At 65.8% G+C, this 20,818-nt stretch carries 18 protein-coding genes and 4 pseudogenes; 10 read left to right on the forward strand and 12 right to left on the reverse strand.

The annotated features are described in order from the left end of the window. The 6 genes from BLS42_RS12670 to BLS42_RS12695 form a co-directional block, all read right to left on the reverse strand. On the reverse strand, window positions 1-2,120 hold a 2,120-nt coding region (locus tag BLS42_RS12670; protein WP_090581971.1), incomplete at its 3' end, for an ATP-dependent Clp protease ATP-binding subunit. A 369-nt stretch (window positions 2,121-2,489) separates the two neighbouring features. Continuing rightward, window positions 2,490-3,449, reverse strand: a complete 960-nt coding sequence (locus BLS42_RS12675) for an NAD-dependent epimerase/dehydratase family protein (RefSeq protein ID WP_090581694.1) — start codon at window positions 3,447-3,449, stop codon at window positions 2,490-2,492. Further along, a complete protein-coding gene (locus tag BLS42_RS12680; RefSeq protein WP_256336449.1) occupies window positions 3,446-4,228 on the reverse strand; it encodes a DUF4386 domain-containing protein in 783 nt (260 codons plus the stop codon). Before BLS42_RS12680 ends, BLS42_RS12675 begins: the two co-directional genes overlap by 4 nt. 25 nt (window positions 4,229-4,253) lie before the next feature. Then, window positions 4,254-4,541: a hypothetical protein gene (locus BLS42_RS12685; RefSeq protein ID WP_090581696.1), complete on the reverse strand. Its 288-nt coding sequence runs from the start codon at window positions 4,539-4,541 to the stop codon at window positions 4,254-4,256. Window positions 4,542-4,890: 349 nt separating this feature from the next. Beyond that, the gene (locus tag BLS42_RS12690) at window positions 4,891-5,148 is read right to left on the reverse strand and encodes a hypothetical protein (protein ID WP_256336450.1); all 258 of its coding nucleotides are present in this window, start codon (window positions 5,146-5,148) and stop codon (window positions 4,891-4,893) included. Between the two features lie 166 nt (window positions 5,149-5,314). Next, window positions 5,315-5,677: a VOC family protein gene (locus BLS42_RS12695; protein ID WP_176803425.1), complete on the reverse strand. Its 363-nt coding sequence runs from the start codon at window positions 5,675-5,677 to the stop codon at window positions 5,315-5,317. On the opposite strand from BLS42_RS12695, the gene BLS42_RS12700 reads away from it, so the two are divergent. The 3 genes and pseudogenes from BLS42_RS12700 to BLS42_RS12710 all read left to right on the forward strand — a co-directional run. After that, window positions 5,676-8,942: an ATP-binding protein gene (locus tag BLS42_RS12700; RefSeq protein ID WP_090581698.1), complete on the forward strand. Its 3,267-nt coding sequence runs from the start codon at window positions 5,676-5,678 to the stop codon at window positions 8,940-8,942. The two genes, BLS42_RS12695 and BLS42_RS12700, sit on opposite strands and share 2 nt — an antisense overlap. A 75-nt stretch (window positions 8,943-9,017) precedes the next feature. Then, entirely contained in the window at window positions 9,018-10,424 is a 1,407-nt protein-coding gene (locus BLS42_RS12705) for an FAD-binding oxidoreductase (RefSeq protein WP_090581700.1), read from the forward strand. A gap of 981 nt (window positions 10,425-11,405) precedes the next feature. Beyond that, window positions 11,406-11,777: pseudogene (locus BLS42_RS12710) on the forward strand (transposase); the annotation flags it as partial. Between the two features lie 61 nt (window positions 11,778-11,838). On the opposite strand, the pseudogene BLS42_RS20830 reads toward BLS42_RS12710, so the two are convergent. The 4 genes and pseudogenes from BLS42_RS20830 to BLS42_RS20835 form a co-directional block, all read right to left on the reverse strand. Further along, window positions 11,839-11,943 (reverse strand): annotated as a pseudogene (locus BLS42_RS20830) (DUF5996 family protein); the annotation flags it as partial. Window positions 11,944-11,966: 23 nt separating this feature from the next. Beyond that, window positions 11,967-12,389, reverse strand: a pseudogene (locus BLS42_RS12715) (DUF5996 family protein); the annotation flags it as partial. Beyond that, window positions 12,334-12,915, reverse strand: coding sequence for a redoxin domain-containing protein (locus tag BLS42_RS12720; protein ID WP_090581978.1), 582 nt, complete (start codon window positions 12,913-12,915; stop codon window positions 12,334-12,336). The gene BLS42_RS12720 and the pseudogene BLS42_RS12715, both read right to left, overlap by 56 nt. 426 nt (window positions 12,916-13,341) lie before the next feature. Further along, window positions 13,342-13,620 (reverse strand): annotated as a pseudogene (locus BLS42_RS20835) (hypothetical protein); the annotation flags it as partial. A 122-nt stretch (window positions 13,621-13,742) separates the two neighbouring features. Here BLS42_RS20835 and BLS42_RS12730 point away from each other — a divergent pair. From BLS42_RS12730 to BLS42_RS12750, 7 genes are all read left to right on the forward strand, one after another. Beyond that, window positions 13,743-14,243: a VOC family protein gene (locus BLS42_RS12730; RefSeq protein WP_176803405.1), complete on the forward strand. Its 501-nt coding sequence runs from the start codon at window positions 13,743-13,745 to the stop codon at window positions 14,241-14,243. Between the two features lie 26 nt (window positions 14,244-14,269). Next, the gene (locus BLS42_RS20265; protein ID WP_176803407.1) at window positions 14,270-14,437 is read left to right on the forward strand and encodes a hypothetical protein; all 168 of its coding nucleotides are present in this window, start codon (window positions 14,270-14,272) and stop codon (window positions 14,435-14,437) included. Beyond that, window positions 14,434-15,804, forward strand: a complete 1,371-nt coding sequence (locus BLS42_RS12735) for a dihydrolipoyl dehydrogenase family protein (protein ID WP_090581705.1) — start codon at window positions 14,434-14,436, stop codon at window positions 15,802-15,804. Before BLS42_RS20265 ends, BLS42_RS12735 begins: the two co-directional genes overlap by 4 nt. A gap of 14 nt (window positions 15,805-15,818) precedes the next feature. Then, complete coding sequence (locus BLS42_RS20000; RefSeq protein ID WP_143019190.1) at window positions 15,819-16,046, forward strand: hypothetical protein; 228 nt, start codon at window positions 15,819-15,821, stop codon at window positions 16,044-16,046. A gap of 31 nt (window positions 16,047-16,077) precedes the next feature. Continuing rightward, window positions 16,078-16,287: a hypothetical protein gene (locus tag BLS42_RS12740; RefSeq protein WP_090581707.1), complete on the forward strand. Its 210-nt coding sequence runs from the start codon at window positions 16,078-16,080 to the stop codon at window positions 16,285-16,287. A 92-nt stretch (window positions 16,288-16,379) separates the two neighbouring features. Further along, complete coding sequence (locus BLS42_RS12745; protein WP_090581708.1) at window positions 16,380-18,158, forward strand: MOSC and FAD-binding oxidoreductase domain-containing protein; 1,779 nt, start codon at window positions 16,380-16,382, stop codon at window positions 18,156-18,158. Window positions 18,159-18,608: 450 nt separating this feature from the next. Then, window positions 18,609-19,373 (forward strand): SDR family oxidoreductase, encoded by a 765-nt coding sequence (locus tag BLS42_RS12750; protein WP_090581711.1) that lies wholly within the window; start codon window positions 18,609-18,611, stop codon window positions 19,371-19,373. Window positions 19,374-19,418: 45 nt separating this feature from the next. On the opposite strand, the gene BLS42_RS12755 is transcribed toward BLS42_RS12750, so the two are convergent. Then, window positions 19,419-20,114, reverse strand: a complete 696-nt coding sequence (locus tag BLS42_RS12755) for an SDR family NAD(P)-dependent oxidoreductase (protein ID WP_176803409.1) — start codon at window positions 20,112-20,114, stop codon at window positions 19,419-19,421. Next, window positions 20,114-20,509 carry a nuclear transport factor 2 family protein gene (locus BLS42_RS12760; protein ID WP_090581715.1) on the reverse strand — a complete coding sequence of 132 codons (396 nt, stop codon included), beginning with the start codon at window positions 20,507-20,509 and terminating at the stop codon, window positions 20,114-20,116. The genes BLS42_RS12755 and BLS42_RS12760 overlap by 1 nt, the downstream gene beginning before the upstream one ends. Window positions 20,510-20,818: the final 309 nt, after the last annotated feature.

Consider the following 20,818-nt stretch of genomic DNA (forward strand, 5'->3'; position numbering starts at 1 on the left):
GGGCGGAAGTGCTGCTTGAGCTCCTCGGTGACCCGGGCGCGCATCCGGTTGTAGCCGGTCTGCGTGTCCGTGCCGGACTGGAAGCCGGTGGCAACGCTCTTGGAGATGTCCCGGGTGCCGAGGTTCGTGGTCATGATGATCACGGTGTTCTTGAAGTCCACCACGCGGCCATGGCTATCGGTCAGGCGGCCGTCTTCCATGATCTGCAGCAGCGAGTTGAAGAGATCGGCGTGCGCCTTCTCCACTTCATCGAACAGGACCACGGAAAACGGACGACGACGGACCTTCTCGGTCAGCTGGCCGCCCTCGTCGTAGCCCACGTACCCCGGCGGGGCACCGAAGAGCCGCGACACCGTGTGCTTCTCCGAGTACTCGGACATGTCCAGCGTGATCAGCGCGTCCTCCTCGCCGAACAGGAACTCTGCGAGGGCCTTGGCCAGTTCGGTCTTGCCGACGCCGGTGGGGCCGGCGAAGATGAACGAGCCGCCCGGACGCTTGGGGTCCTTCAGACCCGCACGGGTGCGCCGGACCGACCGCGAAACCGACTTAATCGCCTCATCCTGGCCCACCACACGCTGGTGCAGCTCGTCTTCCATCTTCAGCAGGCGCGAGGACTCTTCCTCGGTCAGCTTGAAGACCGGGATGCCGGTGGAGTTCGCCAGCACCTCGGCGATGAGGTCCTCATCGACTTCGGAGATGTCATCCATGCCGCCGGTCTTCCACTGGCGTTCCTTCTCGGCGCGCTCGGCAATGAGCTTCTGCTCCTTGTCGCGCAGCGACGCGGCGCCTTCGAAGTCTTGCGCGTCGATCGCGGATTCCTTCTCCAGCTTCATGGCGGCGATCTTCTCGTCCATGATCTTGAGCTCGGGCGGCGCGGTCATGCGGCGGATGCGCAGCCGCGCCCCGGCCTCGTCGATCAGGTCGATCGCCTTGTCCGGCAGGAACCGGTCCGAGATGTAGCGCTCCGAAAGGCTCGCCGCCGAGACCAGCGCGCCGTCGGTAATGGTGACCCGGTGGTGCGCCTCATACCGGTCCCGGAGCCCCTTGAGGATCTCGATCGCGTCCGCAACGGAGGGTTCCTTGACCTGGATCGGCTGGAAGCGGCGCTCCAGCGCGGCATCCTTCTCGATGTGCTTGCGGTACTCGTCCAGCGTGGTCGCACCGATGGTCTGCAGCTCCCCGCGGGCCAGCAACGGCTTCAGGATCGAGGCCGCATCGATGGCACCTTCGGCGGCTCCGGCACCCACCAGGGTCTGGATCTCATCAATGAACAAAAGAATGTCCCCGCGGCTGCGGATCTCCTTGAGGACCTTCTTCAGCCGCTCCTCGAAGTCACCGCGGTAACGGGAGCCAGCCACCACGGAGCCCAGGTCCAGGGTGTACAGCTGCTTGTCCTTGATGGTCTCCGGGACATCCCCCCGGACGATCGCCTGGGCCAGGCCCTCGACGACGGCGGTCTTGCCGACGCCGGGCTCGCCGATCAGCACTGGATTGTTCTTGGTGCGGCGGGAAAGAACCTGCATGACGCGTTCCATTTCCTGCTCGCGGCCGATCACGGGATCCAGCTTGTTCTCGCGCGCCGCCTGGGTCAGATTGCGGCCGAACTGGTCCAGGACAACAGAACCGGCCGGGGTACCCTCGGCCTGGCCGGGGCCGACGCCGGCGCCCGTGGCCTCCTTGCCCTGGTAACCCGAGAGCAGCTGGATAACCTGCTGGCGGACCCGGCTCAGGTCGGCGCCGAGCTTGACGAGCACCTGCGCGGCAACGCCCTCACCCTCCCGGATGAGGCCCAGGAGGATGTGCTCGGTACCAATGTAGTTATGGCCCAGCTGCAGGGCCTCGCGCAGCGAGAGCTCAAGGACCTTCTTGGCACGAGGGGTAAAGGGGATGTGACCGGAAGGGGACTCCTGGCCCGGGCCGATGATCTCCTGAACCTGCTCGCGGACACCGTCGAGCGAAATGCCCAAGGATTCAAGGGCTTTGGCGGCAACACCTTCACCCTCATGGATCAGACCCAACAGGATGTGTTCGGTACCAATGTAACCGTGGTTCAGCATGCGTGCCTCTTCTTGGGCAAGCACAACTACGCGACGGGCACGGTCCGTAAATCGCTCAAACATTTCGCCACACTCCTGGCTGCCCCCATACCTTGATGCTACGTCGCCTCAGGCACGCTTGGGGCGTTCGCCGGAGGCAGATATTAGAGAGCCGGATTCAGCTGACGTCCCCCGTGTGGGTGGTGATGATAAAGGACTTGTCCACCCTGGCCAAAAGCCCTTGGCGCAAATCCCGGCGACACGCTTATCGAAACGCCGATAGCAGCGCATACGTACCCGTCGGGTCAGGAACGATCTCCGCTAGCCGTGCGGCGGAGCGCCTAAGTCCCGATCACCCTTGCGAGCCGTCGTGGGACTCTGAGACGTGCCGGCCACCGAATCTGACTGGGCCGCAGTCCTGACCACAGAACGGCGCCTTGCCCTTCTGGAGGGTTATCGGACGGGCGGAGATTCGTCAGCCCCGTAATCCACGAGTGTTTCGGCGATGGCCTGATCGAGGGGTGTTGCCGTGAGACCGAGCCTGTCCGCTATTTTGCTGCTGCCGACGATGAAGGGTTCCTCGAATTGGTACTGCATTTCAAGGAGTTCCCGAACAGTGGAGTTGATGAGACTGAGGCCGCGCAGGAGCAGTGGCGGCACGGCGCGGAGCCTGGTGCGGGGCTGGCCGGCGTGCTTGTAGATCATGTCGACGAGCTCTCTGGTGGTGCGCGTCTCGGGGTCGTTGGGCAGATGCCAGATTTCTCCGGGGGCGTCCGGGTGTTCGCCCAGCACGGCAAGACCTTCACCGATGTCAGGAATGTACGTGTAAGTATGGGGCTGGTCCGGGTCGCCGAGCACATTGGCGGTCTTACCGGCCAGGGCTGCGGGAAAGACCCGGTCCCCGAGGTTGGATTGTGCACCTCCGCGGGGGCCGAAATAGTCGGAGGCGCGGCCGATCGCGACTTCGACGCGACCTTCACGGTGGGCCGCGAGGAGCTCCTGCGACATCCTTGCCCGGAGTTGTCCTTTTTTGGTGTGGGCGTTGTATGCGCGGTCTTCGGTCAGCGGACGTCCGTCGGGGCGGCCGTACATGTACACGTTTTCCATGCTGACCAGACGGGCGCCGGTGCTTTCGGCGGCGGCCAGCACCCCGGACTGCAGGGCTGGGAACTGTGTGTTCCACTCAGGGTACGGCGGGTTCAGGGTCTGATAAACGACGGCGGCCCCCCGGGCTGCTTCGGCGGCGAATGCGGGATCGCCGGCGTCCCCGGCGGCAACTTCCACGTCGTTGGGAACGCGTGCTCGTCCTGACCGATTCACGAGCCGGACGGTCCGGTCACGGCTCCGGAGGGCGTCGTACGTGGCGAGCCCGATGGCTCCGGTGCCGAAGATGACGTGCAGTCCCGTGCTCATGCTGCTGCTGCCCCGGCCGTCTCGCCGGGGCGCTGTTCCACGGCGGGCCGGCGGACCAGGATGCTGACGCCGAGTGCAGCCACCCACAACCCCCAGCCGGTGCTGCCGAGGAGGCCTGCAAGGTCCCAGACGGGGAAGCCCGGGAGTGCCGTGGCAACGATGTCACCCTGATTCAGCAGATAGATCATGCTGACGGCGAGTCCGACGGCGCCGAGCCAGCGCGGGAGGATCCCGCTGCGCAGGATGATCACGCAGAGTGTGACCGACCACGCGATGACAAGCAACTGACCCAGGTGTTCCCCCAGCAGCGCTCCGCCGAACTGGTGTTGAGCGGTCCAGGCGGCGTCCACGGCCGCCCGTGTCGTGGCGTCGCCCGTGACATAGGAGCCGGCCAGGGGCGGAACGACGAACACCCAGCGCAGGAATCCTATGAGAGACAGGAGCACCGAGGCGGCACCTGCGTACGTGGCGACCCGCAGGGCCGGATCCTGGCGGAGGCCGAGCGCCGCGGGCAGCAGAAGAATCGGCACGGCAAGGAGCCCGTACGCCCAGGCCGTCGCAAACCAGATCCAGACCAACCCGGGACCGCCGGCTGCGAATGCCGGCAGCACCACGCCGGCCGGCTCCCGCAGGATGTCCGGCCAGTCAAACGTCACCGAAAGCGTGGTAGCTGCCGCGGCGAACGCGAGGGCGCTCACGACGAACAATCCGCCCGTCACCCGCCGAAGGTTCCTGCCCGGGTACTTGAATGTCACGATGGTCCGCCCTTCAATGCTCAACGTCCAGTTTCCGTCCGCGCATAAGTCAGTCCGGTATTTCCATCTGGAAGCCGCAGCCGCAGCGCAGGACCCTGGTGCGCAGATACACCTCCAGGGGCACGCCACCGAGATCTTCGGTTGACGCCGGGGCGCAGATGCTGCGTTGCTCGGAGCCGCCCACCGTCATCGGTTTCCCGCAGTGCATGTACGCCCCGCCGAACTGCAGCACCCCGGGCCCTTGCCCGGGCCGATTCGCGATCTCGGCAGCCTGCGCCACATTGGCCGGGTGGGCATAGAAAAAGCCGCATTCAACGCAGGAGTATGCGACATCCACCAGCCCTGTTCTCGGCGGCTTCATCGCCTGGATCGATTCGATGACGAGGTGCTCGTCGGTGACACACTCGGTGTGCCAGGGCCGTCGCCCGCGGGCACGTGCCGGTTTGCGGGGTGCGAGACGGTCGACATCTACAGACTCCTTAGTCCGGGAGCGCCCGTCCGGGATCTTCCGGCCGTGGCCCCATCATCGTGTCTCCCCCGGCATCAGGGTAGCTCTGCGCCGGGACGCTGACAAGGACACGGCTCACCTCGGCCAATAGTCTCCGCCCACGCACACCCCCGCTGCCGCAGTCCCCAAAATCGGCAACTCGGCGGTGTTCCCCGGGACACTCTGTAAGGCCGGCCTCTCAGGGCTGTGTTGCGTCGAAGAAACGCTGCTCCGGTCCGGTTGCCGTGATCTGGCCTGCCCTGGACCGGATAAAATCGCGGTCTTCCTGTGAGAGCGTAATCTCGCCGTGCTGGTCACAGTCGGCACTTCCGCCGGTCGCCTCACAGATGGTGGCCACCAGCGTGCGCGGGAGGATCAGGCATCCCGGGTTGTCGATCAGCCATTGCCGCGTTTCGGGCCTGAGCCTGTGCCAGTTGCCCTTGACGATCATCTCCATCGATGCTGCCTTCCTGTGGTGGCCACGGCCGAAGCGCCAGGTCCCGGGTAGTGGATCGCGCTCAGCCTACGCCCCGTGATCGAAGAATGACACGGCGCCCGGAGCTGAATGGTCCGAGGTAACCCCGCCGATTCCGCAGGCCGCGCCTATCGCGACGACACGCGCCTCAATCGGCGGCTGAGCGAACGACGCACCACTGGTTGCCTTCCGGATCCTGCAAGACCTGGAATGTGCCGACCGAATCGGCATGGATCGCGCCGACCATTACAGCCCCAAGGGCTACCGCCGCAGCGGCAGCGCCAGACACGTCATCCACGTGCACATCTAAATGGAGGCGGTTCTTAACCTGCTTCGTCTCGGGCACGCGCTGGAAGGCTGGTCGCGTCCATCCCGGCGGATCGATGAAGGACCATTCATTGCTTCGATGCACCGGAGTTCCGCCGGCATGATCACCCTGCGTGTGGGCAGACGTCAGCACGTTTTTCTTTGTTCGACAGCGCCGGTTGGCGAGCGGATACTGAAGAACCATGAAGCCTACCCAAAGCGGGTTGCGCATCCAGCTTCTCGGCTCGTTCATCGTGTACGTCAACGGGAACGCCGTCGAGAACAGCCACTGGCGGCTGCGGAAGGCAAAGGCCGTGGTGGCGATGCTTGCGTTGGCGCGTGGTCAGCGTGGCCGTCGCGAGCAGGTACTGGACCGCCTGTGGCCCGACATGGAGCCGGCGGCCGCCGCACGGAATCTGCATCAGACCCTGTACGTCGCTCGCCGTACGCTCGCTGGCGCTGGAGCCGGCAGCGACGGGCTGCTCGCCATCCGTGGTGACGTGGTCGTGCTGGATGACACTGGCCCGGTCGATGTCGATGTCCTGCAGTTCGAGCGTTCGGCCGTGGCAGCGTTGGCTGCAGGTGTCGAGGCAAACCTGCGCGATGCGGCCGACTTGTACAGTGGTGATCTTCTGCCGGAGCTGCCGGATGCGGATTGGCTGACGACACGCCGCGATGAGCTCCGGGAAATCCATCGCGAGGTACTGGTGAAACTGGCGTCCACGGTGGCGCAGCGCGCGCCGGAGGAAGCGTTGATCATCCTCACCCATGCGCTCGAATCCGATCCCATCCACGAGGGGGCCGTGCGTGCGCAGATGGTGGTACTGGCTGGGATGGGCCGGCGGTCGGAAGCATTGGCACGATATGAGCGGCTGGTCGACGAACTCCTCGACGCGTTCGGGACCGACCCGGACACCCGGACGATGGGACTGTTTCGCGAGTTGTTGACCGGCTCGCCGCCCGAGGAGCGCCTCCACCGGCCCGCCGGCGTGACCGGCAAAGACGATGCCATCGGTTATCTGCCATCCCCGCTGACAAGCTTCATCGGGCGCGAGCGTGAGCTCGTTGACGTCGAGCGGCTGATGGGCCATGCTCGCCTGCTCACCCTCACCGGGGCTGGCGGCAGCGGCAAAACCAGACTGGCATTGGAGGCCGCGAAGGCAGTTCGTCCTGAGTACGTGGACGGAGTCTGGTTCGTCGACCTCGCGGCCGTTGGGGAGTCGCTGCTGGTGGCCGATGCCGTAGCCGAGGTCCTCGGGTTGGATTCCGGCGCGGCACCAAGCCGCGTGCAAGCGCTGGTCGACCAACTGCGGCGACGCTCGCTGCTCCTCGTGCTGGACAACTGCGAACACCTGCTCGCGGCCTGTGCGCAACTCGTCGTCGCGCTACTCGACGGATCCCCTGGGGTTAAAGTGCTGGCCACCAGCCGGGAGCCACTCCATGCCGACGGAGAGTACACCTACCGGGTGCCGTCATTGCCCCTGCCCTCGCCCCTGCGGACCGACGCTCTCGACCTGGCCGCGCTGGGCCGTCTGCCCTCTGTCCGGCTTTTCGTTGAGCGGGCAGCGCAGGTCCGGCCGGGTTTCGCGCTCGACGCCGACAACGCGCAGGGGGTGACAGAGTTGTGCCGACGGCTCGACGGGATGCCGCTGGCCCTGGAATTGGCCGCGGCCAGAACCGCCGTACTCGAACCCGCCGAGATCGTCCAGAGATTGGGCGATGCTTTGTCCATGCTCGGCGGGGGAACCAGCGGCGTCACGCGGCACCAGACGCTGCGTGGCACCTTGGAATGGAGCCACGAACTGCTCACCAAACCGGAGCAGGTTCTGCTGCGCCGGCTGTCTGTGTTCGCGGGTGGTTTCACCCTCGACGCTGTGGTAGCAGTCTGCGCTGACGCGCCCCTCCAGCAAGTCGAACTGCTCGACCTGTTGGCCAAGCTGGTGGACAAGTCTTTGGTGGTCACCGAAAGGAGGGGCGCCGGGACCCGATACCGGCAATTGGAGACGGTCCGCCAGTTTGGGCACGAGAATCTCGATCATGCAGGTGAGGCGGCTCAACTGGCGGCTGCGCATTGCGCCTACTTCCTTGCCGTCGCCGAATCCCACAATCCCGAACGGGCCACCGGGGTGGTCATCGAACAGCCGAAGGTGCTCGACCGCGAGCACGACAACCTGCGCGCTGCGCTGCGCTGGTCGTGCGCACACGAGCCCGAGACCGCGCTCCGGCTCGTCGCCAGCCTGTGGCGGTTCTGGTTCCTCCGCGGTCACGCGGTCGAGGGAGCACGTTGGGTCGAGCGTGCCTTGGCGGTGGCTCCCGACTCGACCCGGCCTCGCGCGGCCGCTCTGATCGGCCTGACCGGGCTGGACAGCCGGCAGGGCCGCGGCGATCGGCATCGGGCGCTCGGCGCGGAGGCCCTGGCCATCATGCGGGAGATCGGCAACCCCGACGAGGTGGCGATGGCCCGGCTCATTGAGACCTCACTCGCCTGGAGCACTTTCGACTTGGACGAGGCCGAACAGCTGGCAGCCGACGTGCACACCGAGGCAGTCGAGGGTGGCAGACCCGAACATGCCGCTGCCAGCAGTTGGCTGCTCGGCCAGTGCGCGTTGTCCCGGGAGGACGGACCACTCGCCGCCCGTCACCTAAACACCTGCCTGAGCGAACTCGCACAGTCTGAGACCAGCACTCCACCCTTCCTGCCGGTGATCACGCCCAGCCTGCAACTGGTCCCGATCGCCGGACGGTTGGTCCCCTGCGTCGAGGAGACCCTGCTGTTGGGCCGGCGGGTTGGCGTCATCCAAGCCAAAGGCTACGTGCTGTCCGCGATCGGCTACGCGGCCAGGCTTTCGAGGGACACGCAGTCTGCGATATCCGTCATCACGGACGCAGCCGAACATTTCGCCGAGTTAGGAGATGACCTGGCTAGGGCGCAAACACTTCACCAACTTGGCTGCATTCTGCGCGACTGTGGCGACCACAGCGCGGCCGATGAGGCCCTGTCCTTGGCGCGGGAGCTTCGGCTCGGCCTGGGCGACCGACGCGGCGAGCTGCTGACCGAGATTAATATCGCCCTGCTCCGCGCCATGGGTGGTGATATCGACCGCGGCCTGACAGACGCTCGGCGTTGCCTTTCAGGGTTCGAGTCCGCGGGAGATCAGGTGGGGATGGGCGCCACGCTGACCATTCTCGGTGCCGTCGAACTGATCTCCGGGGAGGTCCGGGCAGCGCGAGAAATGTACAGGCAGGCAGCGGAAAGGGTCGCCCCATGGCGGCGACACACCGGCTGGCAACGGTTGATGGTGGCAGAACTATCCAACGAGCTCGGCGACCCGCATCGGGCGGCCCGCGAAATTGACAGGGCTGGGGCGATTTTCGACCGAACGAGATGCCTCATCGCCGGTCAGCGGCTGGCCGCACTGCGTAGGCGGGACTCGGATGATGATGTTGAGACGGCGTTGAGTGCTCGTTGAGGACGGTTCACTAGCGTTATTCCTGGATCTGACAAACGGATCTGACAAACAAACAGCAATCAGGAGGAACGCATCGTGACAACGACGCAGACTGGGCCGACCCGCATCGGCGAGGCCACCATCGCCGAGTTCGCCGCCGGCCTGCGCGGCACGGTCGTCCGCCCAGGGGACGCGGACTACGACCACGAACGCAGCATCTGGAACGGGGCCCACGACCGCCGCCCGACGCTCATCGCACGCTGCGCGGGTGTGGCAGATGTGATCCGCACGGTCGATCTCGCGCGCAGCGAGGGGTTGCCGTTGTCGGTTCGCGGCGGTGGCCACTCGATTCCCGGGTTTTCCACCGTCGACGACGGTATCGTGCTGGACCTTTCGCTGATGAAGGGGGTCCAGGTGGACCCTGCCCGCCGCCGCGTGGCGGCACAGGCAGGGTGTACCTGGAAGGACGTGGATGCAGAGACCCAGCAATTCGGGCTTGCGGTGACCGGTGGCCTGGTGTCCTCGACCGGCATCGCCGGCTTCACCACCGGCGGCGGCATCGGCTGGCTCGTGCGCAAGCACGGGCTGGCCAGCGACAACCTGGTCGGCGCCGACGTCGTCACCGCCGACGGGCAGTTTATTCACGCCAGTGCCGACGAGCACCCCGATTTGTTGTGGGGACTGCGCGGCGGCGGCGGCAATTTCGGTGTGGTGACGTCCTTCGACTATCAATTGCACGAAGTGGGGCCCATCGTCCTTTCCGGCCTGGTTTTCTACCCCGCAGAAGAGGCGGAGCAGGTGTTGCGCGGCTATCGGGCGGCCTGCGCGGCGGCCCCCGATGAGCTGACCACGCTGGTCAACATGACCACGGCGCCGCCGGTCCCGTTCCTGCCAGAATCAGTGCACGGCAAGCCGGTCATCGCTGTGGGAGGGTGCTGGTCCGGCGACCTCGATGCCGGCGATGCCGCCACCGCGCCCTTCCGGTCATTGGGCACGGTCATCGCCGATGTGTTCGCGGCCAACCCGTACGCGGGGTGGCAGCAGGCGCTCGATCCGCTGTACCCGCGGGGCGTGCACAACTATTTCCGCTCGGCATTTCTGCGCGCCGCCGACGACGCGTCCGTGCGCGTGCTGCTGGACTCGTTTGCGGCATTGCCCAACGCCATGACGCAGATTCACCTGCACCACCTTGGCGGCGCGGTCGGCCGGGTTCCTGCCGAAGCTACGGCCTTCGCACTCCGCGACCAAGAATTCATCGTCAATGTTATTGCGCGCACGCCGACGGCGGAAGGCTTCGCGGATGTCGTCGAATGGGCCCGGGGCGTGACGTCCGCGCTCGGTCCGGATGTGGCGGCCTACGTGAATTTCACAGGTGAAGCGAATACGACGCTCGTCCGGGCGTCGTACCCGGCGGATACCTACCGGCGGCTCGTGGAACTGAAGAACGAATACGACCCCACCAATCTATTCCGGTTGAACCAGAACATCGCCCCCACGGTGTGACAGCACTGCCTGCGTGAGAAGTGGATGATCGACCGAGGATCGGGAAGCAACCTGACAGCCCGCGCCAGAGGCACCTCGATTCCCCCGGCAACTGACCAGTAACGCCGCCGTTGCGGTGGTCTTGTTATCGCTCAATTTCTCAATCATCAAAAGGTGCCAATTTCACCAACATTGACACCGCGGATGGGCCGGCGGCACCCAGCTAACGCCTAACCTGAAGTTGCGTGAGTTGAGGCAGGAAGATCCCCGGGTTTCCGGGGATCTTCCTGCCCGTCTCGTGGGAAGCAGGCAAGGAGCGAGCCACAAAGCAGCAACGGCAGGAAACTCACTCCGGTGTGGACAACGTACACACCCGCTTTGGCCGGACAAACAGGAACCAGCTCTCCCCCAAAGCCACCGGTAAACAAGGATTCCGGAAAAAAAGACCTTCAAGAAATCCCCGCGGGTCATGTCGTCAGTAGGACCCCACAGCATGAATAGGTACAAGACCAACCACGGCAACCCGAGCAAGCCAGAAAGGAGACCCACATGAGCCCACATCCCAGCAGGCGGAGGGCTCACTGGCCAGGGCCCTGAACCCGCCACCCACACAACTTCATAGGCCACTGCGGCCAGGCACCGCCCGCGGCCAGCGTCAGAGGGTCCCAAATCAGGGTCAATGTCCACACGTTAAAGCAAAAACCCCTCTGACGAGGGGGTCTACTGTGCCCGAGGTGGGACTCGAACTGCATTCCCTCCCCTGCCAATACTGGACTCCCCGAGAAACATGCGGAATCCGGCCCGGTCCGACCCATATACGACGCAGTCCGAAGCCCAAAGTGTGTACTTTGTACACACTTCCTTTTTGCCACATTTCAGGCAACCCAAAGCGCTGCGTAGGAACCAGCGAAACGGCCGGGAGTGTCTGAATAACGGTGGATCCGGGGTTGGCCTGACACGCCGGGCGGTGCCTGGCGGGGAGGACTGATCATGAGCGGAACCATGGATCCCATGGCGACTGAATTGGATCAGCAAGAGTTAGCGAAGCAGCTCCTGGCCCAGGCCAGGGAGCAGGGAATCGAGCTGGTCGGCCCGGACGGGCTGTTGAACCGGTTGACGAAGAACGTCCTGGAGACCGCGCTGGAAGCGGAAATGGACGAGCACCTCGGCTACGGCAAACACGACGTGTCCGGGCGCGGGAGCGGGAACTCGCGCAACGGCACCCGCGCCAAGACCGTCATGACAGAGATCGGGCCGGTGGAGATCGACGTGCCGCGGGACACCGGTGCGACGTTCGACCCGCAGACCGTGAAGAAACGGCAGCGCCGGCTGACCGGCGTGGACGAGATGGTGTTGTCGCTGAGCGCGAAGGGCCGAAGTGCACGGGGCTCACATTGCCCCGGAAGTAGGACCTGAACGCATTGAGCAGGCGGTCCGCTTGGATCAGTTGATGCCAGAACAGCCGGACGGCTTCGCTGTCATAAGCGGCATGCAGGTAGTCCTCGGCGAACGGTATGGTCGGTTCGACCTCGTTCGGCACCGCCCGGATGGGGCCGTCTCGATGCCGAGCCGGTTCATGGCATCGGAGGTCTCACCATGGAATTCGACCACCGGCTTCGGGCTGAGGTTAACGTTGGCGCTCATGCCGTTGCCGGTGCCTAGCCGCAGGACGTGCTCGGAGAATTCGAATTCCATGTCGAAGGCGTCATGGCGGTCGGGGATGGAAGACGTCGTCAAGCCGCGCGGGGTGAGGTACAGCGTCACCTGCCACCAGTGGTTCAGCATCGGAGTGTGCGCCATGCGGATCTTGCCGACAATCTGCGTCCACATGTGGAGGTGTCCCCGGAGTTGCGGCCACCCGTTATGAGCGCCAGAAACTTCAGACGCGTCCGTCGCACGTCCTTCACAGCTAGAGGCCGACTCGACGTCTTCAGTCCGGCCGTACCCGCTTGTTCCATCCGTGGAAGGGCGCCCAGCTGCCCGCATCCCATGCCTCAGGTAGGCCGGGCGTGCTGAGGTCCCAGTCTGGCCGGATCTCCTTCGTCACTGCGCGCAGGTCACGGCGGAGGTCGTCGACGGAGGGACGCCCCCAGAACCAGTAGCCGTTGTAGATGCTGTGTATGACCAAGCCGGGCTTCAGAACGAGCGTGTGCGGGATCATCGGGTCGTGGTCCGGATCGGTGTATTCCTGGATGTCCAGATCCTGCTGCACGGTGCGGCCAGGATCAGAGAGGAACGGCCATTGCGCACCCACCGACGCACGGAATTCCTGGAGCACGTGGTGGTCATCGGTCGCAATGGTTCCCATCTGCGTGTAGGCCACAGCGACCTTAGGGTAGAACGCCGCAAGTTCAAGGTGGTGCTGATGCTCCTTAGGGCAGTAGTGTCCGCGCGACAGCATCAAGACCAGGGGGTCCTCCCCCTGCAACTCACTGAGCCTGCGGGGGATGTTCTCGTGGTCAGGCAACTCGTAATCGGGGAAGATGCCGCCAGGTGCAATATCTGAGCGCACGATTCGGCCGCCTTTCACGTGCCGGTGAGCGGCGACGGTCCCTGCCATCGACGTCGTTGCTGGCACCCAGTTGCGCTGTGGTGGCACCGCCGCTCCTGCGGGCGAGCCTACGCCGGCGCCGGGCACCCAGCAAGGGGCCGGGATTGGACAGGGAGGGGCAGGCTCGCTTAGGGGGAGCGCCTCCCAAGGCGCGTTTTCCAGAGACGAGCGCCCCTGCTTGCCCCCCGCATTTCCACGCCGTTCCAGCTTTTTGGGTGATTGATTTAGGTCTTGACTTTGGCACTGCAGCCGCGGTCGAGGAGCGGGCCGGGCCCCGTCAGCCAGCCCGGAAGTACAGGGATTCTGTACTGTCAGTGCTGCGCTTTGCGCCGCTCCGCCTGCTGGATGGACCAGGCTGCGTTGACCAGCCCCATTGTGGCTGAAGGTTTGCGGAAAGTTCCCCAGTTGCTCACCGTTCGAGGAATCGATTTCCTCACTGAGTAGACCCACATCGTTGACGTGGCTGCATGCCCGTTCGAATACCCCCCGTGCATGCCCGGGGCGATCTGCGTTGCTCGCCACAAGGGTTGGGCCCTGGCTCTCCCCCGCTGCATCCGACAAGGTAGGCTGCCCCCTTGACTTTCGTCCCGGATGAGGCCACTGTGGGGTCCCGAGGGCAGCGTCCTCGGCCGAAGATCGACCGGGGGGCGACAAGGAAAAGCGCATGGCGACCCCCGCCGCGTAAGCCCCACAGCATTGGCCTGATGCCCGCCGCCGGCACGCCTTTCCCGGGTCGCCAGTGAGCCCGATGCCGCCCTTTCATGGCGCGCCCGACCGAGGAGGCCGGGATGAGTACCGTCGACGAAAGCAAACAAAGTGCAGCAGCCAGCCCGCCGGTGAAGCCTGGGGAGTTCAGGCTCGAGGTCGTGGTCGTGCCCGTTTCGGACGTCGACCGGGCCAAGCGGTTCTACGGCGGACTGGGCTGGCGGTTCGACGCCGAGGTCGCCGTGGAGGACGGCTACCGTCTCATGCAGTTCACGCCCCCGGGTTCCGGCTGCTCGATCATCTTTGGCGAGGGCGTTGCCTCGGCGCCGCCGGGCTCGGCGCAGGGGCTGCACCTGGCGGTGTACGACATCGACGCTGCCCGGGCCGACCTCATCGCGCGCGGGGTCGAGGTCAGCGAGACATTCCACGACGCCACGGGGGTCTTCCACCACGCCGGGACAGCGGGACGCCTGGACGGTCCGGCTCCCGGACACCCGGACTACGGCTCGTTCGCCTCCTTCAGCGACCCGGACGGCAACGGCTGGATCCTCCAGGAGATCAAGACCAGGCTTCCGGGCCGCTGAAGCCCTCACGCTGAAAGGAGATTCCGATGGCCACCACTTACGAGTCCGCGGGCGACCTTGCGGAAGCCCTCAGGCGGGCCGCGAAAGCACACGGCAAGCACGAAGAGCTCACGGGCCAGGAAGACCCGGACTGGCCTGACTGGTACGCGCTCTATATGGTGCGCGAGCATGCCGGGGAGGAGTTGCCGACATGAACAGCGACTACGACGTGATCGTGATCGGCGGCGGCTCGCCGGGCGAACACTGCGCGGGAGCCCTCGCCGAGGGCGGCTTGCGCGTGGCCGTCGTGGAGCGCGAGCTGGTCGGCGGTGAGTGCACATACTGGGCGTGCATCCCGTCGAAAACCTTGCTGCGGCCCGGCGAGGCGGTCCATGCGGCACGCCAGGCTGCCGCAACTGCCGAAGTCGACGTCGAGGCGGCGTTCGCCTGGCGCGACTTCATGGTTTCGGACTATTCCGATGCAGGGCAGGAGCGCTGGCTGGCCGATCACGGGATCGACCTGCTCCGCGGCACCGGCCGTCTCGCCGGTCGGGGCGTGGTCGAGGTTGACGGCGTGCGGCATACGGCCGACCACGTGGTCCTGGCCAACGGTGCCGATCCCGTCGTGCCGCCGGTCCCGGGCCTGCGCGAGCTCGACGGCGTGTGGACCAGCCGCGAGGCGACCTCGATGAAGGCCGTTCCTCGCCGCTTGCTCATCCTCGGCGGCGGCCCGGTCGGTGTCGAGATGGCCCAGGCCGTGCGCCGATTCGGCGGCGAGGTGGCAGTCATCGACAGGTCCGCGCACGTCCTGGCTCGGGAGCCGGCGCCGCTGGGTGAGGCCCTCGGCGAGGTTCTGAGCCGTGAGGGCATCGAACTCGTGCTGCCGGCCACCTCGACCGCGGTGCGGCGAGACCGTGGGGACTACGTCGTCGAGATCGACGGCGGGCGCGAGCTGAGAGGCGACCGCCTGCTCGTCGCCACGGGCAGGCGCCCGCGTATCCAGGCGATCGGCCTGGAGACCGTTGGCATCGAGTCGGACGCCCGCGGAGTCCCGGTCGATGCGCACCTTCGGGTGGCGGACGGGCTGTGGGCGATCGGCGACGTCACCGGCATCTGGCCGCTGACCCACGTAGGGAAGTACCAGGGCGATATCGTCGCCGCGAACATCCTCGGCGAGGTGCGGGAGGCAAACTATGAGGCCGTTCCGCGGGTCACCTATACGGACCCGCAGGCCGCGGCGGTGGGCGCCGACGGGGGCCGCTTCAGCGCGAAGGTGCCGGTCTCGCAGGTGCCCAAGACTGCCACCTACACCCGTGACTACGCCGAGAGCAACGGCTTCCTGACCCTCCTCAGCGACGGCGAACGGCTGACCGGTGCGTACGCGCTCGGCCCGGAGGCCGGCGAGTGGCTGCAGCAGGCGACGCTGGCGATCCGGGCCCGTGTCCCCATCGATGTCCTAAGCGACACGATCCAGCCGTTCCCGACATTCTCAGAAATCTATGTCTCCGCGCTGAAGGCACTACGCGGGGAAATCGCGGTTGCGCGCTGGCCGGTCGGCGCGGGACCATCCACGGCGGACTGAGGGAAGGCGATCCGATGAGCACCGCAGCTGCCGCTTCGCCGGCCGCACGCGAGCCGGATTTTGCGGGGCACCCCGTGGTGGTGCTACGTGGCAGCGCCGGCGTCATCCTCGCCGGCCGTGATTCCGCGAAACTGGAGCACGCGGCCAACGAGCTCCTGCGTTGGGACTTCCTCATCGGCGATGAGCGGAGGCGTTTGGGATGCTGTGGAAGGCCGAACAGCAGAGTCACTGTCGGCGGCTGAATCCTCCTTCACCTGGCTTGGCCTCGAATCGGTGGCTCAAATCATTGCAGATGTTCGATCCGAGATCGATGTGGGTGCCGTGGACGACGACGAGAGGGCCGAGCAACTCGAGCTGTCAGCCGACGAAAGGTACAACGCCATCATCCCCTCAGAGGCTGCCTTGCATCTGGTCAAGTTGCGATCGGTGTCGTCGACCGGTGGCGATTCGAGCGCTTCCGGCGGGGAAATCGAGACGGGATGAATTGAGCGTGTTGGGATGAGCGTTGCCACAGTCACTACTGGGCAGGCGCCAGATATCGCGGAGGCTGTGATCGGCGAGAAGGTGCCGAGCTGATGGCCGCTACCGATCATCTTCGCGTCAGCGACAACGTCGGAAAGCTGTTGTCGCTCAACGTGGGAATGCCGAAAGACGTTGCTTGGAAGGGCAGGACAGTCCACACCGGCATCTACAAATACCCGGTGGACGGCCCCCGGTTCGTTCGACGACTCAATGTCGACGGCGACGGCCAAGGGGACCTCGGGGGCCACGGCGGTGAACAGCGCGCGGTGATGGTGTACCAGCAGGGGTCGTATGAACACTGGTCTGAACACCTCAACCGCAATGACCTGGTGCCCGGTAACTTCGGCGAGAACTTCACCGTCGCGGGCCTCGCGGATGATGAGGTCTGCATCGGCGACCGGTATCGGATCGGTGACGCCGAGTTCGAGGTGACACAGCCACGGGTGACGTGTTACCGCGTCGGCCTGCGCCTGGGGGTGCCGCAGATGGCTTCGCTCCTCGTCTCTCACCGGCGACCCGGCTTCTACCTTCGGGTGCTCACGGAAGGCACAGTGCAGGCCGGCGACCCGATCGTGAAAGTCGCCGACGGACGCCATCAGCTGGCCGTTGAAGCGATCGACGGCCTGCTCTATCTGCCGGACCGATCTCACGAACTCCTGAAGCTCGCGGTCGACATTCCGGCGCTGAGCCCCGGCTGGCAGCAGTCCTTCCACGAGCTGCTCGCCGCGGCGGACATGGGCCAGACCGGGCCGCAGGCCGAGGCGGGACAGGAACCCGGATGGAACGGGTTCCGGCCCTTTACCGTGACCAAGACCGTCCAGGTGACACCGTCCGTGCTCTCCCTCTATCTGAGCGACAGATCGGGCGCGGCCCTCCCGGCGACTAAGCCCGGCCAGTACCTGACGCTGCGGCTGCCGGTCGGCGGCACGTCTGCGGTCCGCAGCTACTCGATCTCCGGCCGCCCGGACGACGCCACCTACCGGATCAGCGTGAAGCGGGAGGAGCACGGAATCGTTAGCCGGTACATCCACGACACGGTCGCCGACGGAAGCGTCATCGACGTCGCGGCGCCCCGCGGTGAGTTCGTGCTCGACGACACCGACGAGCCGGTGCTGCTGCTTTCGGCGGGAATCGGGATCACCCCGGTGCTGTCGATGCTGGCCTCGCTGGCCTCCGCGCATCCGGATCGGCAGGTGTGGTGGCTCCATGTCGCCAGGGCCGAGGCGGACTACGGCCTTGCTTCCGAGGTTGAGCAGCTGCTCGGCCAGCTGCCGAACGCCCACTCCTTCCTCTGGTTCACCCGTTCGGCCCCGCCGCTCGAGGGGCCGGCACCCGGAACGATGTTCGGACGACTGGATGCGGACGGCTTGCGCGCGCTCGGCTTCGACGTGGCGTCGAGCGCCTACGTCTGCGGCCCGACGGGATTCATCGAAGGGATGACCGAGGCGTTGAAGGCCATCGACATCGCTCCGGGACGCATCCACTCCGAGCTCTTCTGCGCGCTGGCGTCGCTGAATCCCGGTGTCGTGGCGATGACGACGGCCGCGCCGCACCCGCCGGTGGGAACCGCGGGTACCGGGCCGGCCGTGACCTTCGTCCGGAGCGGTCTCACGGTGAACTGGTCGGACCGGTACGGGTCGCTGCTCGACCCGGCCGAGGCCTGCGACGTGTCGACGCGATGGTCGTGCCGCACTGGCGTGTGCCACACCTGCATTACCGGACTGCTCAGCGGTGCGGTCGACTACTCGCCCGAGCCGCTGGAGCGACCGGAGGCGTCGCAAACTTTGCTGTGCTGTGCTCAACCGACCGCCGAAACCGTCTTGGACGCCTGACCGCGAGGAGTTCGCGTACCTGGGGCACGACTCCGTTTCCATAGAGCCGGATGTTCGTCAGCAGCGCGTCGTCGGACAGACCGCCCATCGCGTACTTCAGGTCGAACCGGTTGGCCCGACCGTCGTCATGCTCCTGGCGATCTTGGTCGCCTCGGTGCCCCCCAGCAGAGCATTCCTCAAACTACGTGTTGACGCTCACCGCGGGCAAGTGGCAAAATCTTCCCTGTCCGAGCGGCTAGCGGTCCCGCGAGACTGCACTCACGAGGACGGCATTCCGCCGGAACGCGCGGGGATGCAAAGACGCAGAGAACCAGTGAGTGGACCGATGCCACCGGATACCAGCTATGTGCAGGCGATCCTTCCCGGTGCCCTGCTTTGGGGGCTCGGAGCCGGCCTGCTGGTGACACCTCCGACAGCCGCTGTGCACCGTCCCGTTCCGCAGGGAGTGAAATGACCGTGCTCATCAACGAAGAGACCCGGCGCTCATCCGGACCGCTCACAGGACAGACTGTCGTCGTGATCGGCGGCAGCATGGGGATCGGCCGTGCGACTGCCTTCGAGGCCCGTGCGCAGGGGGCCGATGTCATTCTCACCGGCCGCGATCCTAATCACTTGCGACTGGCCGCGCAGGAGGTCGGCGCGCTCAGCACGGCTGCCTTCGACGCCACGGAACACGAGCGCCTCGAACGGTTCTTCGAGGAGCTCCCCCAACCGATCGACCATGTGCTCGTCACCGCTGGTGGGTCCTACTACGCCCGTGTGCCAGATATGGATTTGGCACGCGTCCGCGGCGCGCTCGAAGAGCACCTCCTCCTCACCCTGAACGTCGCCCGATCGGCCATCGGCACCGTGCGCCCAGGCGGCACGCTGATCTTCATCACCGGCACCGGCGCACGCCGCCCCGGCCCCGGCCTGGCCGTCGCGGGCGTTTTCGCGGCGGCCCTGCCGGCTCTGGTCGCGAATCTCGCCTTGGAGCTGGCGCCCATCCGAGTGAACCTACTCGCGGCAGGCTTCGTCGACACGCCTCTGTCGGCGTCACTGCTCGGCGACGATCTCGACGCCCGTCGCAGCGAGCTTGGCAGAACCCTGCCCATCCGGAGGGTTGTGGAACCGGAGGACGTGGCAGCGCTCGCTGTTCACATCATGACCAACTCGGCACTGACGGGTGCGACCTTCGACGTCGATGGCGGCGAGCAAGTCCTTGGGAGGCAGTGAGGAAGCAGGGTCGGCCCACGACACTTCCCTGTACGGCGACGCTGATCAGTTGCCGTCGAATACAGCCTCTGGGCTCCACTCCGATGCCGGCTGAGAGTGAAGCCGCCAGTAGGCTTCGGCGATCAGTTCCGGCGCGAACGCTGTTCCATCCGCGATGTCTCCGGCGATGGTGACCCCGGTGACGTGCACGTTCTGCCGGGCCAGCTCGTAATGCAACAAATGGGTCACCGCGCGCAGGGCGGTCTTTCCGATCGAGAGGGTCGCATGCTCGGGCTGCGGGTCGTGGCTGAGCCAGCTGCCCGTCGTCAGGAACGTGCCGGTGCGGGCGTGTGCCATCGCCGGCGTGAGAACCTGCGCAGCAGTGATGGCGCCGAGCACGTCGACGTTGTACGCGGCCATCAGATACTCGGCGTCCGTGGCCAGGACACTGTCTCTTGCGATCAGGGCAGCGTTGTAGACCACGATTCCTGGGGCGTCGATCTGTGCGATGGCTTGCAGCCGTAGACGGAACGACTCCTGGTCGGCGGCGTCGGCGAGCACGGTGTCGACGTTGGCGCCGGAAGCGCGCAATTCGTCGGCGAGAGCGGCAAGGGACTCCTCATGGCGCGCGACGAGCGTGATTCGGAACCCTCCTCTGGCATAGCGACGGGCCACAGCGGCCCCGAGGCCCGGTCCGGCTCCGATGATCAGGACGTGCTGCGGGTCGATTGCGGCCGCATTACTCGTCCCTCCGGTCGGCATCAGGCCCTTTCGATCTGCCGGCCCGGCATCGGCTCTGCGATTGCTATCCGCCATGCGGGGGCGCCAAAGGTGTCGGCGAAGTACTGCGTCTCATGCACTACCTTCTCTTGAGCGAATTGCATGACGGACACCGAGTATGTCGGCACGCCGTCATACGTGATGATGCACTCGCTCACCCACAGATTCCCGCTTCCGGCGATCCGCAGTACCGTGAAATGCCTCTCGGCAGGGTGTCCACCACGTTGCGCCGCAATTGTCGTTCGACCTCGAAAGCGTTCACCCGACTGGGGATAGTCGAGGATCGCGTCGTCGGAATAGATAGCGTGTTCGGCTTCGCTATCCCCGCTTTCCGACGTGCGCCAGTGTGCCTCGAGTGCCGCCCTGGTCGGATCCATCGTGTTGTCCTTTCCGTGGGTGATTTCCGTCGATTCAGGTCGCCGTCCAGCGGTCTGCTTGTGGTCCAGTTTGAGTGCTGGCAGTTCCTCTCGCAATCCACTTTCACCCCGACCTGGTCGATCTGAGAGGTCGCGTGCGCGGCCAATGCGGCCGGGTGCGCATGCCGAGAGTGCTTTGGGGTCGGCGAGTGTCTCACGCTCACTCCTCGACCGCCACTGCCGGTTGTCCGATCCAACCATCGTCGGGCAGCGAACTCCGACCTTCGATGCCGATGGCGCCCAGCACCTCCCTTGCGGAGCGATGAGGAC

Origin of the sequence: Arthrobacter sp. ov407 (assembly GCF_900102895.1) — a bacterium.
In the GTDB taxonomy this organism is placed as follows: Bacteria; Actinomycetota; Actinomycetes; order Actinomycetales; family Micrococcaceae; genus Arthrobacter.

Bases quoted from the DNA above. Each gene is read 5' to 3' on its own strand.
- BLS42_RS12675 (WP_090581694.1), bottom strand. From the start codon at position 3,449: ATGAGCACGGGACTGCACGTCATCTTCGGCACCGGAGCCATCGGGCTC.
- BLS42_RS12690 (WP_256336450.1), bottom strand. From the start codon at position 5,148: ATGGAGATGATCGTCAAGGGCAACTGGCACAGGCTCAGGCCCGAAACG.
- BLS42_RS12700 (WP_090581698.1), top strand. From the start codon at position 5,676: ATGAAGCCTACCCAAAGCGGGTTGCGCATCCAGCTTCTCGGCTCGTTC.
- BLS42_RS12695 (WP_176803425.1), bottom strand. From the start codon at position 5,677: ATGGTTCTTCAGTATCCGCTCGCCAACCGGCGCTGTCGAACAAAGAAA.
- BLS42_RS12730 (WP_176803405.1), top strand. From the start codon at position 13,743: ATGAGTACCGTCGACGAAAGCAAACAAAGTGCAGCAGCCAGCCCGCCG.
- BLS42_RS20265 (WP_176803407.1), top strand. From the start codon at position 14,270: ATGGCCACCACTTACGAGTCCGCGGGCGACCTTGCGGAAGCCCTCAGG.
- BLS42_RS12735 (WP_090581705.1), top strand. From the start codon at position 14,434: ATGAACAGCGACTACGACGTGATCGTGATCGGCGGCGGCTCGCCGGGC.
- BLS42_RS20000 (WP_143019190.1), top strand. From the start codon at position 15,819: ATGAGCACCGCAGCTGCCGCTTCGCCGGCCGCACGCGAGCCGGATTTT.
- BLS42_RS12745 (WP_090581708.1), top strand. From the start codon at position 16,380: ATGGCCGCTACCGATCATCTTCGCGTCAGCGACAACGTCGGAAAGCTG.
- BLS42_RS12750 (WP_090581711.1), top strand. From the start codon at position 18,609: ATGACCGTGCTCATCAACGAAGAGACCCGGCGCTCATCCGGACCGCTC.
- BLS42_RS12755 (WP_176803409.1), bottom strand. From the start codon at position 20,114: ATGCCGACCGGAGGGACGAGTAATGCGGCCGCAATCGACCCGCAGCAC.
- BLS42_RS12760 (WP_090581715.1), bottom strand. From the start codon at position 20,509: ATGGATCCGACCAGGGCGGCACTCGAGGCACACTGGCGCACGTCGGAA.